Source organism: Phycicoccus sp. Soil802 (assembly GCF_001429605.1).
Lineage (GTDB): Bacteria > Actinomycetota > Actinomycetes > Actinomycetales > Dermatophilaceae > Pedococcus.
This window is the reverse complement of record NZ_LMSS01000002.1, coordinates 40,820-55,171: the sequence shown is the minus strand read 5'-3', so window position 1 is coordinate 55,171 and position 14,352 is coordinate 40,820. Positions and strand designations below refer to the sequence as shown.

Genomic DNA, 14,352 nt, shown 5'->3' with positions numbered 1-14,352 from the left:
CGAGTGGTGCGGAGGTGAACTGGTCGGGACCAGCGTCGGCTCACCTGCTTGTGCGCCACTTGGGACTGACTTGGGGTGCCTCCCCACCCCGGGACTCAGCCGGGGACGGAGACCTCCACCCGCAGGGCGCTGTGGTCGGAGGCGACCGAAGGCAGCACCTGCGCGGTGACCGCCCGCACTCCCCCACCCACCCACACGTAGTCGATGCGACGGGGCGGCGGGTCGGCGTCGAAGGTGTGCCCCTCGCCTTCCCCGACGAGGGTCCAGGCGTCCTCGAGCCGGGCTGCGAGACAGCGGTATGCCGGTGAGCCGGGTGTCGTGTTCAGGTCACCGAGGAGCACGACCGGGCGGTCGTCGAGGGCGGCGACGATGGCCTCGGCCTGCCGGGTCCGCTCGGTCTCGCTGTCCCACTGCAGGTGCGTGCCCAGCACCCTGAGCGGCTGGCCGTCGACCACCACGGTGCTCTCCAGCAGCCCGCGCTGCTCGCTGCCCTCGAAGCACGGCAGCAGGGCGTTCGTCGATGACTCGAGCGGCAGCCGGCTGAGCAGGGCCGTCCCGTACTGCGCCCGCGGGGCGCCCGGGTGAGCGGGCTCGTCGTCGAGGTTCGCGGCATACGCGAGGTGCATCCCCAGCCGCTGGGCGAGCCGGCCGGGCTGGTCCTCGAATGCGCTCTGCTCGCGACGGAACCGGTCGACCTCCTGCAGCGCCACGACGTCGGCGCCGCTGTCGTCGACGACCTCGGCGATCCGCTCGAGGTCGAGGGCGCCGTCGAGCCCGACGCCGCCGTGGATGTTGTAGCTGAGCAAGGTCAGGTGCACGGGTGCCTCAGTGGGCTGGGCGCCGCAGCAGCGGCGGGAGGTAGGCCGCGCCCGGGGCGTCGTCGGTGGTGGCCGCCGTGTCGGCGGGGTTGGAGATGCCGCACTGCTTCAGCGACAGGCACCCGCACCCGATGCACGAGTCGAGCTTGTCGCGCAGCGCCTCGAGGGCCGCGACCTGCTCGTCGAGGCGGGTGCGCCAGTGCGCCGAGATGCGGTGCCAGTCGGACTTGGTGGGGGTGCGGTTGGCGGGCAGCGAACCCAGCTCGCGGCGGATCTCCTCCAGGGTGAGCCCGACGTTGCTGGCCGCGCGGATGAAGGCCAGCCGGCGCAGCACGCTGCGTTGGTAGCGGCGCTGTCCCCCGGTGGTCCGCGACGCCTCGACGAGCCCCTCACGCTCGTAGAAGCGCAGCGCGGACGGGGCGAAGCCGCTGCGGGCGGCGACCTCCGACACCGTGAGCACGTCCGTGGTGTCCACGATCTCCTCCTCTGTTCCGGGGCTTGACTTCAACTTCACTTTAACTTCAAGGATGGGGGAATCGGATCGTGATCGCAACGGAAGGCACCCACATGCACACCGCACTCGTCACCGGTGGCTCGGCCGGGCTCGGCCTGGCCCTCGCCCGGGACCTCGCCGCCGACGGCTGGCACGTCGTGGTCGACGCCCGGGACGCGGAACGGCTGGCCGCCGCGGTCGGGCCGCTCCAGGGCACGGTCACCGCGGTCGCGGGCGACGTCACCGACCCGGCCCACCGCGAGGCCCTGGCGGCCCGAGCCCTGGCCACCGGTCGCCTCGACCTGCTCGTCCACAACGCCAGCACGCTCGGCCCCACGCCGCTGCCGCCGCTCTCGGACCTCGACCTGGCAGGCTTCGACGACGCGTGGCTGACCAACGTGGTGGCCCCGCTCGCCCTGACCCAGCTGGTGCTTGCCGCGCTGCGGGACGCCGGCGGGATCCTGGTGGGGATCTCCTCGGACGCCGCCGTCGAGCACTACGAGGGGTGGGGTGCGTATGCCGCGTCGAAGGCCGCGCTCGACCAGGTCGTCCTCACGCTCGGGGCGGAGAACCCCCAGATCGCTGCCTACGCGGTGGACCCCGGTGACATGCGCACCGCCATGCACCAGGCCGCCTTCCCGGGCGAGGACATCAGCGACCGGCCGCTCCCGGAGTCCGTGCTGCCCGCCCTGCGCACCCTGCTGCGCACCCGTCCGGCCACCGGTCGCTACCGGGCGGCGGAGTTCGCCGCCGGCACAGCCGGTCCAGCCGGCCCGGTCGGCTCGTCGGCGCACGTGGTGACGGCGTGACCCGCCTGTCCGTCGTGCCGTCGACCCGGTTCGCGAGCCCGGGCGACACCACGGCCCCGGCCCCACCCGAGGAGCGCGGGCTGGCCCGCGACGGGGTGCGGATGCTCGTGGCGACCGACGAAGGCGTGGCGCACGCCCACTTCCGGGACCTCGCGGCATACCTCACGCCCGGTGACCTCGTGGTCGTGAACAACTCGGCGACCCTCGCGGCCGAGTTCGACGCCGTGCTGCGCGGCCGCGCGCCGGTGGTCGTGCACGCGGCGACGAGGCTCGACGACGGCACCTGGGTGGTCGAGCTGCGGTCCGCTCCCGACGCTGCGCGCTCCGTGCTCGACGCCGACTCCGGGGCGGAGCTCGACCTGCCCGGCGGTGGACGGCTCACCCTCGTCGCGCCGTATCCCCGGCCACTCTCCTCCCCGACCGGTCGGGGCAACCGGCTCTGGAGGGCGGCGGTCAGCGGACCTCGACCCCTCGAGCAGCACCTGGTCCGGTACGGACGTCCGATCGCCTACGGCTACCTCGACCGGGCCTACCCCCTGTCCGCCTACCAGACGGTCTTCGCCAGCCGACCCGGAAGCGCTGAGATGCCCAGTGCCGCAAGGCCGTTCACCCACGAGCTGGTGACCGACCTGGTCTCGCACGGCATCGGCCTGGCGGTCGTCACGCTGCACACCGGGGTGTCGTCGCAGGAGGCCGGGGAGGCGCCGCAGCCGGAGTGGTTCGAGGTCTCGGCCCTGACGGCGCGGCTGGTCAACGCGACCCGCGCCGAGGGTGGCCGGGTCGTGGCCGTGGGCACCACCGTCACGCGGGCGCTCGAGTCCGCAGTGCAGCTCTCGCCGTCCGACGAACCCGTCGTCGTCCCCCGCACCGGCTGGACGGCGCGGGTCGTCTCGCGCGACGACCCGCCCCGGGTGGTGACGGGGCTGGTCACCGGCTGGCACGACCCGCAGGCCTCGCACCTGCTCCTCGTGGAGGCGGTCGCGGGGCGGGACCTGACCCAGCGGGCCTACGACGGGGCGGCCCGGGGCGGCTACCTGTGGCACGAGTTCGGCGACTCCGCCCTCCTGCTCCCCGGGCCGGCTCCCCGGTGACCGATCCCGGCGCGCCGGGAGCGTGATCTGCCTAGGATCCGGACCATGACCCTGGGTGAGCTGCTCGTCGACGCCTTCGACCGGATCCGGGAGGGCGCGCAGGACGCCGTCGACGGACTGACCCCCGACCAGCTGGCCGAGCGTCCCAGCGACCGGGCCAACTCGATCGGGTGGCTGGTCTGGCACCTCGCGCGGGTCCAGGACGACCACGTCGCGGCGGTGGCGGACCGCGAGCAGGTCTGGACCCGCGAGGGGTGGCACGAGCGGTTCGGGTTGCCGTTCGACGCCGAGGACACCGGCTACGGCCACACCAGCGAGCAGGTCGCGCAGGTGCGCGGCCTGACCCCCGACGACCTGGTCGGCTACCTCGAGGCGGTGCACGCGGTGACCGTGGACTTCGTCCGACCACTCACGCCCGAGGACCTCGGCCGCGTCGTCGACGAGCGCTGGGACCCGCCGGTCACCCTCGGGGTGCGGCTGGTGAGTGTCGTCAACGACGACCAGCAGCACGTCGGCCAGGCCGCCTTCGTCCGCGGGCTGGTCACCTAGCCGCCTGGTCCCGCAACCTGAGCACCCCCGGGGGCGCCCGGGTTGCGGGATCAGCGGTAGCGGCGGGCCAGCTCGAGGGCCCGCTGCGGGTAGTCGGCCCCGAAGAGCACCGCGTGCACCAGCAACGGGTGCAGCTGGTGCAGCGCGACCCGTTCGTGCCACTGCGCATCCAGGCGGTGCTGGCCCAGGTAGCCGCCCACCACGAAGTCCCAGTGCGGGCAGCCGAACAACGCCAGCATCGCCAGGTCGGTCTCGCGGTGCCCACCGTGCGCAGCCGGGTCGATGAGCACGGCGCCGCTCGGCGTCCAGGCGATGTTGCCCGACCAGAGGTCGCCGTGGATCCGCGCCGGCGCAGACCCGTCGTCGAACTCCCCGTCGTGCAGCCGTCGCGCCACCCGCTCGAAGACGGCCCGGTCGTGCCGGTGGAAGAGCCCCCGGTCCACGGCTGCCGTCAGCATGGGCAGGAGCCGCTGCTCGGCGTAGAACGACCCCCACGACTCGTCGGGCGTCAGCCCCAGCGGCAGCAGCTGCGTGGCCGGGCCGAGGAACCCGTCGCCCGCCCACCCCTGCGGCGGGCTGCCGAAGGCCGGTGCGCCGGCGTCGTGCGTCTTCGCCAGGGCCGCCCCGAACGCCTCGGCCATCGCGGGGTCCGGGTTGGCGAAGGACAGCTTCTCCAGGTCGAGGTGCTGGTCCCCCACGCCGAGCACCTTCACCACCGCGGCCCCACCCGGCGCATCGCCCAGCCACGCGAGACCCGCGGCCTCCCAGCGGAAGTAGCCGGGGGGCGCCGAGCGGCTGCCCTTGCGAAAGACGGCGGCGGGCAGCTGCTCGCTCACGAGGGGAACCCCCTCCGGGGGCGCACGCCGGCCATCCCGACATCTAACCGCGTGGGGGCACCGAGCCGCTCGCGCGGCATACCGGATCTTTGCCAAGCCCAGCCGCACGGCATACGCACCGTTCGCCCGCTGTATGCCGCGCGGCTGGCACGGTGCCTGCATGCAGCTCACGATCCGGGTGCGTCCCCGTCTGGCGGCCATCGCCGCCCTCCTGCTCGTCGCCTTCCTCGCCACCACGGCGCGCAGCGCCCTCGCCGCCACGCCCCTGACGGTGGCCCAGGCCATCGCCACCCAGGACGGCTCGAGCCAGGCGGTCACCGGCTACATCGTCGGTGAGCCGGTCGCCACGAACACCGTGAACCGCTCCGGCTTCACCGGTGACCTGGCGATCGCGGTGGCGGACAACGCCGCCGAGACGGGCACCTCGCGGATGCTCTACGTGCAGCTGACGACGCAGTGGCGCGCGGCATGGGGGCTGAAGACCAACCCGGCCAAGCTCGGCACCAAGGTCACGGTCACCGGCCAGCTGACGGCGTACTTCGCCCACCCCGGCCAGAAGTCGCCCACCGTGATCACCGGCGGCACCCCCGACCCCGACCCGACCACCACCACCCCGCCGCCGACGTCCACGACCAGCTCGCCGACGGACACCTACTACGCCAGCGCCCTCGGCAAGTCCGGCTCGGCGCTGCGCAGCTCGCTGCACGCGATCATCAGGAACCAGACCGTGCTGACCTACGACCAGGTCTGGGACGCGCTCAAGGACACCGACCAGGACCCGGCCAACAGCAGCAACGTCATCGAGATCTACTCCGGTCGCTCGATCGCCAAGTCCGACAACGGCGGTGGTGTCGACCAGTGGAACCGCGAGCACGTCTGGGCCAAGAGCCACGGCGACTTCGGCACCGCCAACGGTCCGGGCACCGACGTCCATCACCTGCGCCCCGAGGACGTCACGGTCAACAGCGACCGCGGCAACCTCGACTTCGACAACGGCGGCTCCGCGGTCAACCAGTGCTCCGACTGCTGGCGCGACGCCGACTCGTTCGAGCCGCGCGACGCGGTCAAGGGCGACGTGGCGCGGATGATCCTCTACATGGCGATCCGCTACGAGGGCGACGACGGCTGGCCGGACCTCGAGCCCAACAACTCGGTCGCCAACGGCACCGCCCCCTACATCGGCAAGCTCACGGTGCTCAAGGTGTGGAGCGCGGGCGACCCGCCGGACGCCTTCGAGAAGCGTCGAAACCAGGTCATCTACGACACCTGGCAACACAACCGGAACCCGTTCGTCGACCACCCCGAGTGGGTCTCCTCGATCTGGCCGTGACCACCTCGCGACAAAGCCTCAGCTGGGCCGCTGACCTGCGGGTACCGTGTATCCGTGAGTATCGACACCACCGACGAGGACGCGCGCGAGGCGGAGGCCTTGTACGACGACGCAGGTCAGCGTGGACTCGGTGCTGCGGCCCGCCTGATGGACGACCTGGCCGGCAACCTCGAGGGGCTCGACGACCTCACGCCCTACCTCGAACGGCTCGTCCAGTCGGTCAACGCCAACATCGACGGGTGCGACTGCGTGGGCGTCACCGTCGTCATGGAGGACCGTCCGCGCACCGCCGCCTACACGACCGCCGGGACCCTCGAGATCGACGCGGTGCAGTATGCCGTGGGCGACGGACCGTGCCTCGACGCGTTTCGCAACGGCCGGGAGAACCTCGTCGACTTCGCCGGTGGCGAGGAGCGCTGGCCGGCCTTCATGGAGGGTTGCGACCCGGGCGACGTGCAGACCCTGCTGGCCCTTCCGCTCGAGTCGGACGGGCGCCGCTTCGGCGCGCTCAACCTCTACGGCTATGCGCGAAATGCCTTTGACCACACCGATCTTGCGCTCGTGCGGATGGCGGCCCAGCGCGCCGCGGACGCCTTGGCAGCGGCCGTCGATCTTTCCGGGGCGCGCGAGGTGGCCGGACAGATGGAGCACGCGATGGCCAGCCGCGCCGTCATCGAGCAGGCCAAGGGACTGCTCATGGGGCGGCACCAGATCGACGAGATGGTGGCCTTCGAGCTGCTCCGCCGCCAGTCGCAGGAGCAGAACCTCAAGCTGCGCGTGCTGGCCGCCCAGCTGGTTGCCGAGGCCCGATCTTCCCGTTCGGAGGCAATCTGAGCTAGTCTCCGAAGCACCTGAAGCAACCGGGTCGGCCAGCTGGCCACTCGGTTGCTTTTTTGTTGCCCAGGAGGATTCGACATGCGAGGTGCCCCCCACCGTTGCCGGGCCGGCGTCATCGACTGCGACCGGCGGACCTCTCCGGGTCTCGGTGCCCGGTGCACCCACGAGCCCCGACAAGGGTCCCGGCGCACGGCCGGCGGGAACCCGTTGGCCCCGCCGTCGACCGCTGACTCGTCGACGCTGCTGGTCTACGTCATGGACATCTACGACCCCGAGTCGTGGGCCTACCTCCCGTCGGTGAGCGCGGTGCTGAGCGCCGCCTGCTCACTGGTGGACGTCGAGGTCGTCCAGTCCGGACGGTTCGCCGCCGGCTCACCGGCCGCCTGCCTGATCGCGCTGCTGGCCGCCGCCGACCTCCCCGTGTCGACGGTCCTGGGCGCGGTGCAGCACCAGTACTTCGTCGGGGGCCTGCCCCTCGACGCACCCGGCGTCCTGGGCTCGATCGCGAACGACCTCGGGCTGGACGGTCCGGCCATCGAGATCTTCGCCCGCAGCCCCCGGGCCCGGGAGCTCGCGTCGGACGACTTCGAGCTGGCTCGCGACCTCGCCCTGGGCGGCGGTCCGCTGCTGCTGGCCAGTCGCGGCGAGCAGGTCTTCGAGTTCGACGGTCCCGGCGCGAGCGGGGACCGACTGGTCGACCAGTTCAGGACGGTGCTCACGAGGCCATAGGGTCTGTTCATGGCCAGACCCCACGCCGCCTCCATCGTCGAGGACGCCTGGCACCGCCAGGTCGACTCGGTGCTGCGCAGCCGCGGGTGGCAGACCCGCATCGTGGCGCACACCGGCTACGGCTCGGAGGAGTTCGCGCGTGTCCTCGGACGCGTCCTGCTCACCCGCCGCGCGGACCGGAGCGAGGGCGGCGAGCGGGCCGACGCGGGTGCCTCGACCGCCGAGCTGCGGTCGGCCGAGGACGAGCGCCGGGGGTGGCGCGCCTTCATCACGGCACCGGCGATGAACGTCCCGGTCACGATCACCCTGGGCCACAAGACTGTCCACACCCGCACCGACCGCAGCGGCTACATCGACACCAAGGTGCGCGGCCACGGGCTCACGCCCGGCTGGCACGAGGCGACGCTGACGTCGGTGGACGCCGAGGAGACGACCGCCGCGGTGATGGTGGTCGGGACCGACGAGACGTTCGGCCTGATCAGCGACATCGACGACACCGTCATCTCGACCTCGCTGCCGCGCCCGATGATCGCGGCCTGGAACACCTTCGTGAAGAGCGAGAACGCCCGCCACGTCGTGCCCGGCATGGCGACGATGTACCGGGAGCTGCTGGCCGAGCACCCGAACGCCCCGATGTTCTACGTGTCGACCGGCGCCTGGAACACCGCGCCGACCCTGACTCGTTTCCTGCGCCGTCACGGCTACCCGCCCGGCCCGCTGCTGCTCACCGACTGGGGCCCGACCAACACCGGCTGGTTCCGGTCGGGCCAGGACCACAAGCGCGCCTGCCTGCACCGGCTGGCCAACGAGTTCCCCCACATCCGCTGGGTCCTCGTCGGCGACGACGGCCAGCACGACCCCAAGATCTACGGCGACTTCGTCGAGCAGCGGCCCGACACCGTTGCGGCCATTGCGATCCGCGAGCTGACACCGAGCGAGCAGGTGCTGTCCCACGGCATACCGGTGTCGTTGGAGGAGTTCACGCCGGCCCGCGGGCGGCACGAGAAGGAAGTGCCGGTATGCCGCGCCGGCGACGGCTACGGGCTGGTGCGGCTCCTGCGCGTGGCCCTGGGTCAGACCACCGCGCCGGACGCCTGACCGCACCGGGGTCCGCGGGTCAGCGGGCGGCGTGGTCGAGGTGGGGCGTCTCTGCGCAGGGGGTGCGCTCGCGCGAGGGCAGACCGACCGCGGTCAGCGCGGCGCCGCCGACGAGCAGTCCGGCGCACACGATCATCGCGACGCGGTAGGAGGGCGCGAGCGCGTCGGCGGACGCGTAGTCGGCCCCACCGAGCCCGACCAGCGGGGGCAGCGCCGCGACGGCCAGGAGACCGGCCGTCCGCGCCACCGCGTTGTTGACCCCGCTGGCCGTTCCGGCGAGCTCGTCGGGTGCTGCGGCCAGCACGGTGCCGGTCAGGGGTGCCACCGTCATCGACAGGCCGAGGCCCACCAGCGAGATGCCGGGCAGCACGTGCAGGACGAACGACGGGTCACGCGGGGCGACGGCGAGGAGGGCGAATCCCGCTGCGGCGACGAGGGTTCCGCCGATCATGAAGGGGCGGGGGGCGGACCGTGCAGCCATCGTGCCGAACCGTCGCGCGAGCACCAGCATGATGATGCTCAGGGGCAGCGTCGCGGCCCCGGCCTCGAGCGCCGACCAGCCGGCCACGGTCTGCAGGAAGAGCACGAGGAAGAGCAGCGCGGCCGACAGCCCCGCGTAGACGAGCAGCGTGACCAGGTTGATCGTCGTGAAGACGCGGTTGGCGAACAGCGAGGGTGGGACCATCGGCGCCCGGGCGTGGACCTCGGCCCAGGCGAAGGCGGCGAGGGCGAGCAGGCCGAGGACGCCGACCACCACGGCACGCACACTCACCCCGTCCGACAGGGCGGTGAGGCCGTAGGTGAGCGCAGCCAGCCCGACCACCGCGAGGGCGATGCCGATGAGGTCGATGTGCTTGCTGGCCAACGGGTTCCGCGACTCGGGCACGAACTTCACCGCCAGCGCGACCACCACCACGGCGAGCGGCACGTTGAGCCAGAAGGCCCACCGCCAGTCGTGCTCGACGAGCCAGCCGCCGACGACGGGGCCCGACGCCGACGCCACCCCGAGCAGGCCGGTCCACGCGCCGATGGCCGCCATCCGGTCGTCCCGGTGGAAGGAGGCCTGGAGGATGGCCAGGCTGCCGGGCACCAGCAGGGCCGCGCACAGTCCCTGCACGGCCCGGGCGGCGACCAGCACCTCCACGCTGGGTGACAGCGCGCAGAGCGCGGAGGCGACGCCGAAGCCGGCCACGCCCACGGCATACATCGCCCGTCGCCCGAACCGGTCACCCAGGGAGCCGCCGAGCAGGATGAACGCGGCCAGCGTCAGGGCGTAGGCGTTGACCACCCACTGGAGCCCGGCGAGGTCGGCGTCGAGGTCGCGGCCGATCGTGGGGAGCGCGACGTTGACGATCGTCCCGTCGAGCAGGGCGATCCCGCTGCCGAGGACCGTGGTCGCGAGGGCCAGGCGTCCACCGTGCGACTTCAGTCGCAGCAGCTCGTGCGGGGCCACTTCTGTCGTCATGCTGCCGCTGTCGTCATGGGCACATCGTCGCACCGCAACGGAAGTCCGGCTCCGTGACCGGCGGTCTGCCAGACTTGGGCGGGTGCCGGAGCTGCCCGAGGTCCAGGCGCTCGTCGACTTCCTCGCCGAGCGCACCGTCGGGCTGGCCGTGACCGGTGTCGAGCTCGGGTCGTTCTCGGTGCTCAAGACCTTCGACCCCCCACCGCAGGCGCTCACCGGCGCCCCGGTCGACGGCGTCTCTCGGCACGGCAAGTTCGTCGACATCGACTGCGACGGCGTCCACCTGATCTTCCACCTGGCCCGCGCCGGGTGGCTGCGCTGGTCCGATGCCGTGCCCAACACCGTGCTGCGACCGGGCAAGTCGCCGATCGCGCTGCGCACCCGGTTCTCCGACGGCTCGGGCTTCGACCTCACCGAGGCCGGCACCAAGAAGCGGCTCGCCGCCTACCTCGTGCGCGACCCTCATGACGTGCCCGGCATCGCCTCGCTCGGCCCCGACCCGCTGGCCGAGGAGTTCACCCGCGAGGCGTTCGGAGCGCTGCTCGCCGGTCGGCGCTCCCAGATCAAGGGCCTGCTTCGTGACCAGGCCTTCATCGCCGGTGTCGGCAACGCCTACTCCGACGAGATCCTGCACGTCGCGAAGATGTCGCCGTTCGCGATGGCGTCCAGCCTCGATGCCGAGGCCACCGACCGCCTGTATGCCGCGTTGCGCGAAACGCTCGCTGCCGCCGTCGCGACCGCGTCTGGAAAGCCGGCCAAGGAGCTCAAGGACGCCAAGCGCGCCGGCATGCGGGTGCACGGCCGCACCGGCCAGATCTGCCCGGTCTGCGGCGACACCGTGCGCGAGGTGTCGTTCGCCGACTCGTCGCTGCAGTACTGCGCGACCTGCCAGACCGGCGGCAAGCCGCTCGCCGACCGCCGGATGTCCCGCCTCCTCAAGTAGCCCGGTCGAGGCGATCGCTCGGCGTGCTCCTCGACTGCACCGCGAGAGCGGCGAGCGCGATGCGGCTCGTCGTGCCGGTCTTGCGGAGCAGGCTGGAGACGTGGGAGCTCACCGTCTTCTCGCTGATGAACAGTCGGCGCGCCACCTGCGCGTAGGTCTCGCCCGCCACGAGATGGTCCAGCACCTCAGCCTCGCGGCGGGTCAGGGTGACGCCCGCCAGCACGTCGCGCGACCCGTCGCCGGACGGCTCACCCACATCCGGCGTGAGCACCACGAGGTGGGCCTGGAGGGCCAGCTGCTCGATCAGTGCCACCACCGGCGCTGCTCCGAGCTCCTTCGCCACGGCCATCGCCCGGCCCAAGGCGTCGGCGGCCTGCTCGCGACCCTTCGGCTCCCCCAGCAGCGACCGACCAAGGAGGTACAGCGAACGGGCGTGCTCGAGCCGAAGGCCGGCGTCATGGGTGGCCTCGGCCGCCGCCTGCCAGAGCGGCACCATCATGCGGTCTTCCGCGTGGCACCTCGCGCGGTCGGCAGCGAAGAGCGCGCCCCACGCCGGATGCAGCGCGTCGTCTGGCCCCGACGGCACATACCGCGGTGGCGAGTCGCCACGAAGCGACTCGATCCGCTGCAGCCAGGCGATCGCCGTGGGACCTGGCGCGTCGGAGGCGCCCTCGGCGCCCTCGGCAAGATCGGCGGCGGCCCGCGCTGCGAGTTGGAGGAGCTGATCGGCGGCTGCGGGATCGAGGGCCACCGACGGCGTCATCCACCGCTCCACGAGCTCGAGGGCACGTCGAGGCCGCCCCAGCTCGATGGCGACGATCATCTCGCACAGGTTGAACTCGTCACCCATGCTGCTGACCGGCATCAGCTCCTTGGCCCGGGACAGGTGCGCCTCGGCCGCGGCGACGTCACCCTCCAGCGCGCTGAGCACGGCGGCCCCGCAGCGGGCGGCTGCACCCCACCGGGTGTCCAGTCGCAGGGCCAGCGTCTCGCGGATGACGGACCTCGCCTCATCCCACCCCCCGAGCTGGACCAGCGTCAGGGCTGCCCGCGCCCCCGTGCACGAGATGCCCTGGGCGCTGCCCCGCTCTCGCATGAGTGCATGGACCTCGCGGGACAGCGCCGCCGACGCCGCGAGCTGTCCCACCGACTCGTAGCTGTTGCAGACATTGACCGACACCCGGATGAGCAGCTCCGTGTCGTCGACCGCCCGAGCCCGTGCCCAGGCTCGTTCTGCGTCGACGACGCCTGCGCGGGTGCCCCAGCGCGTCTGCGCTCGCACCACCAGGGCCCAAGCGAGGGCATCGTCCTCGCCGAGCTCCTCGGCGAGGCGCACGGCCTCCTCAGCGTGGTGCATCCCGGAGTCGATGCCCTCGAAAACCTCGAAGTTGGCCAGGTGGGCCAGTGCCAGGACACGCTCCCTCGAGTGCGGGAACAGCTCGGTCAGGGCCACGGCACGCTGGAAATCAGAGACTGACGCCGATGCGGTGCCCGTCACGTTCGTGCCGAGCGCGAAGTTCAGCGCCATCAGGACGCGGCAGGCGCGCAAGGGCTCTTCCTGCGGATCAACGGCCGAGAGGGCCCGGGCGTAGAGCTCCAGGGCGAGAGCCGGCCTACCCGCTGCGATGAGACACCGCCCCGCCCGCGTGAGTAGCTCGGGCGTGGCTGGCCGCGCCTCGGCCGGTACGGCCTCGACCAGCTCGGCAGCCGTCGCGAGGTGCGTTGCCTCCTCGCTGATCGCGCGGAGACGGAGGGCTGCGTCCGCAGCCCGAAGGGCCCATCGGAAGGCCGGTTCGGCGTCCCCGGCCGCGCGGTAGTGCAGGGCGAGGTGGGTGGCCCGCTCGTCATCGCTGACATCCTCGGCCTCCTCCCAGACCGCGGCGAAGGCCCGGTGGACCTCGGGCAGCTGCCACGGCAGCAGCGTCGTCACGATCACCTCGGCCAGCAGGGGGTGGCGGAACCAGACGTCGCCGTGGCCCTGGAGGATCGTGATGCCTTCACCGACTGACTCGCTCACCGCCGCTGCCACCTCCTCGCCGGCCAGACCTCGCCGAACGGCCAGGTCCTGCAGGACCCGGAACGCGACGGGACGCCCGGCGACGGAAACCAGCTGGGTGACCGCCCTCGCGGTGGGGCCGAGACGGTGCCAGGAGGCGAGCAGCGCCTCGGCGAGCCCGCCCTGGCGCCCATCGGCGTCACCGCCTCCCTCTGCCATCAGCTCCGACAGGTAGGGGTTTCCCTCCGACCGCGCGAACACCCTCTCGCTCATCGCCAGGTCGAAGGGGACGCCCGAGAGCCCGACCACGAGCTGCTCCGTCTCGCTGAAGCTGAGGCGCGCCAGCTGGAAGCGGGCGATCCCCTTCACGCGGCGCAGGTCCGCCAGCCACGAGTGCAGCGGGTGGCCATCGCCCAGCTCGGTGTCCCGGTACGCGAGCGCGAGGACGAGGTGCTGCGACCGTTGCAGGCCGGCGACGATGAAGGAGAGGACATCGAGGGAGCTCGGGTCGGCCCATTGCAGGTCGTCAACCACGACCAACGTGGGCCCGTCGTCGGCCAGCTGGTCGACGGCCCCGGACAGCCGGAACAACATGCCCTGCGATCCTGTCTCGGCAGCCAGGCCCAGGGTGTGGCCCAGAGAGTGCGGCGACCCGCGGCCGGACGCTGCCCCGGGAAACACCCGATCAACGGTCTCTGATCCCACGCCACGCGCCCACCGATCGAACGCCTGGGTGAACGGGAGGTGCGTGGTCACCTCGGCGCCGAAGCGAAGGCACTGGCCGAACAGGACGTGGAACCCCCGAGCTGTCGCCTGGTCGACCATGTCCCTGAGCAGGGTGGTCTTGCCGATGCCGGGCTCGCCGTGGAGGAGCGTCGCCGTCGGCTCCCCGGCGACCGCTCGGTCGAGTGCGCCGCGCAGGTGCGCCTGCTCGGCTGTGCGTCCCACCAGTGGTCGTGGGGGATCCATGCACCGATCATCCTCCCGTGACTGGTCCGTCGTCGTCGGCAGATCGGTGCGGCACGAGGCCGATCCCTGGTCAGTCGAGCAGGGGGAGCTCCAGGTCGTAGGCCAGGACCACGGCTCGTGCCAGTCGGCGTTCTTGGTCGACGGTGAGGTAGCCGACGGTTCGTCCGAGGACGGCGACCGGGACCGTCAGGACGTTGTCCAGTGAGATCACGCTGTCGGCCTCGAGTCCGTTGTCCGGTCCGACGGCGACCTCGCTGGACAGGCCCTTGATCGTCGTGGTGATCGGGGCCACCGTCACCTTCGTCATCGCACTCCGGGCAGCTTCTCGCGTGAGGACCAGCACCGGTCGGGTCTTGTCGAGGCGGGCCAGGCAGATTTCCCGCACCCGA

14 protein-coding genes are annotated in these 14,352 nt (G+C 72.3%); 8 read left to right on the top strand and 6 right to left on the bottom strand.

The annotated features are described in order from the left end of the window. Positions 1–95 precede the first annotated feature (95 nt). Both ASG91_RS03765 and soxR read right to left on the bottom strand, forming a co-directional pair. On the bottom strand, positions 96–818 hold the full coding sequence (locus tag ASG91_RS03765) for an endonuclease/exonuclease/phosphatase family protein (RefSeq protein ID WP_056921311.1): 723 nt from the start codon (positions 816–818) through the stop codon (positions 96–98). 7 nt (positions 819–825) lie between these two features. Beyond that, on the bottom strand, positions 826–1,293 hold the full coding sequence (gene soxR / locus ASG91_RS03760) for a redox-sensitive transcriptional activator SoxR (RefSeq protein WP_056921310.1): 468 nt from the start codon (positions 1,291–1,293) through the stop codon (positions 826–828). Between the two features lie 68 nt (positions 1,294–1,361). Here soxR and ASG91_RS03755 point away from each other — a divergent pair, with 68 nt between their 5' ends. From ASG91_RS03755 to ASG91_RS03745, 3 genes are read left to right on the top strand one after another with little or no spacing between them, the layout of a single operon-like run. Further along, the gene (locus ASG91_RS03755) at positions 1,362–2,120 is read left to right on the top strand and encodes an SDR family oxidoreductase (protein WP_082593892.1); all 759 of its coding nucleotides are present in this window, start codon (positions 1,362–1,364) and stop codon (positions 2,118–2,120) included. Further along, positions 2,117–3,211, top strand: a complete 1,095-nt coding sequence (locus ASG91_RS03750; protein WP_056921309.1) for an S-adenosylmethionine:tRNA ribosyltransferase-isomerase — start codon at positions 2,117–2,119, stop codon at positions 3,209–3,211. Before ASG91_RS03755 ends, ASG91_RS03750 begins: the two co-directional genes overlap by 4 nt. 45 nt (positions 3,212–3,256) lie before the next feature. Next, positions 3,257–3,760, top strand: a complete 504-nt coding sequence (locus ASG91_RS03745; protein ID WP_056921308.1) for a DUF664 domain-containing protein — start codon at positions 3,257–3,259, stop codon at positions 3,758–3,760. A 50-nt stretch (positions 3,761–3,810) separates the two neighbouring features. Here the strand turns inward: ASG91_RS03745 and ASG91_RS03740 are convergent, their stop codons facing one another. Then, positions 3,811–4,596, bottom strand: coding sequence for a fructosamine kinase family protein (locus ASG91_RS03740; RefSeq protein WP_235545385.1), 786 nt, complete (start codon positions 4,594–4,596; stop codon positions 3,811–3,813). 160 nt (positions 4,597–4,756) lie between these two features. On the opposite strand from ASG91_RS03740, the gene ASG91_RS03735 reads away from it, so the two are divergent. The 4 genes from ASG91_RS03735 to ASG91_RS03720 all read left to right on the top strand — a co-directional run bounded on the left by ASG91_RS03735 (position 4,757) and on the right by ASG91_RS03720 (position 8,590). Continuing rightward, the gene (locus tag ASG91_RS03735; protein WP_056921307.1) at positions 4,757–5,926 is read left to right on the top strand and encodes an endonuclease; all 1,170 of its coding nucleotides are present in this window, start codon (positions 4,757–4,759) and stop codon (positions 5,924–5,926) included. Between the two features lie 54 nt (positions 5,927–5,980). After that, positions 5,981–6,760, top strand: a complete 780-nt coding sequence (locus tag ASG91_RS03730) for a GAF and ANTAR domain-containing protein (RefSeq protein WP_056921306.1) — start codon at positions 5,981–5,983, stop codon at positions 6,758–6,760. A gap of 81 nt (positions 6,761–6,841) precedes the next feature. Continuing rightward, entirely contained in the window at positions 6,842–7,492 is a 651-nt protein-coding gene (locus tag ASG91_RS03725; protein WP_056921305.1) for a hypothetical protein, read from the top strand. Between the two features lie 9 nt (positions 7,493–7,501). Further along, on the top strand, positions 7,502–8,590 hold the full coding sequence (locus ASG91_RS03720) for an App1 family protein (RefSeq protein WP_056921304.1): 1,089 nt from the start codon (positions 7,502–7,504) through the stop codon (positions 8,588–8,590). A gap of 19 nt (positions 8,591–8,609) precedes the next feature. Here the strand turns inward: ASG91_RS03720 and ASG91_RS03715 are convergent, their stop codons facing one another. After that, a complete protein-coding gene (locus tag ASG91_RS03715; protein ID WP_056921303.1) occupies positions 8,610–10,055 on the bottom strand; it encodes an MFS transporter in 1,446 nt (481 codons plus the stop codon). Positions 10,056–10,137: 82 nt separating this feature from the next. On the opposite strand from ASG91_RS03715, the gene ASG91_RS03710 reads away from it, so the two are divergent. Beyond that, entirely contained in the window at positions 10,138–10,998 is an 861-nt protein-coding gene (locus ASG91_RS03710; RefSeq protein WP_056921302.1) for an Fpg/Nei family DNA glycosylase, read from the top strand. On the opposite strand, the gene ASG91_RS03705 is transcribed toward ASG91_RS03710, so the two are convergent. Together ASG91_RS03705 and ASG91_RS03700 are read right to left on the bottom strand one after the other, a co-directional pair. Further along, positions 10,991–13,963: a helix-turn-helix transcriptional regulator gene (locus ASG91_RS03705; protein ID WP_082593891.1), complete on the bottom strand. Its 2,973-nt coding sequence runs from the start codon at positions 13,961–13,963 to the stop codon at positions 10,991–10,993. The two genes, ASG91_RS03710 and ASG91_RS03705, sit on opposite strands and share 8 nt — an antisense overlap. A 70-nt stretch (positions 13,964–14,033) precedes the next feature. Then, complete coding sequence (locus tag ASG91_RS03700) at positions 14,034–14,348, bottom strand: type II toxin-antitoxin system PemK/MazF family toxin (protein ID WP_056921300.1); 315 nt, start codon at positions 14,346–14,348, stop codon at positions 14,034–14,036. Positions 14,349–14,352 lie beyond the last annotated feature (4 nt).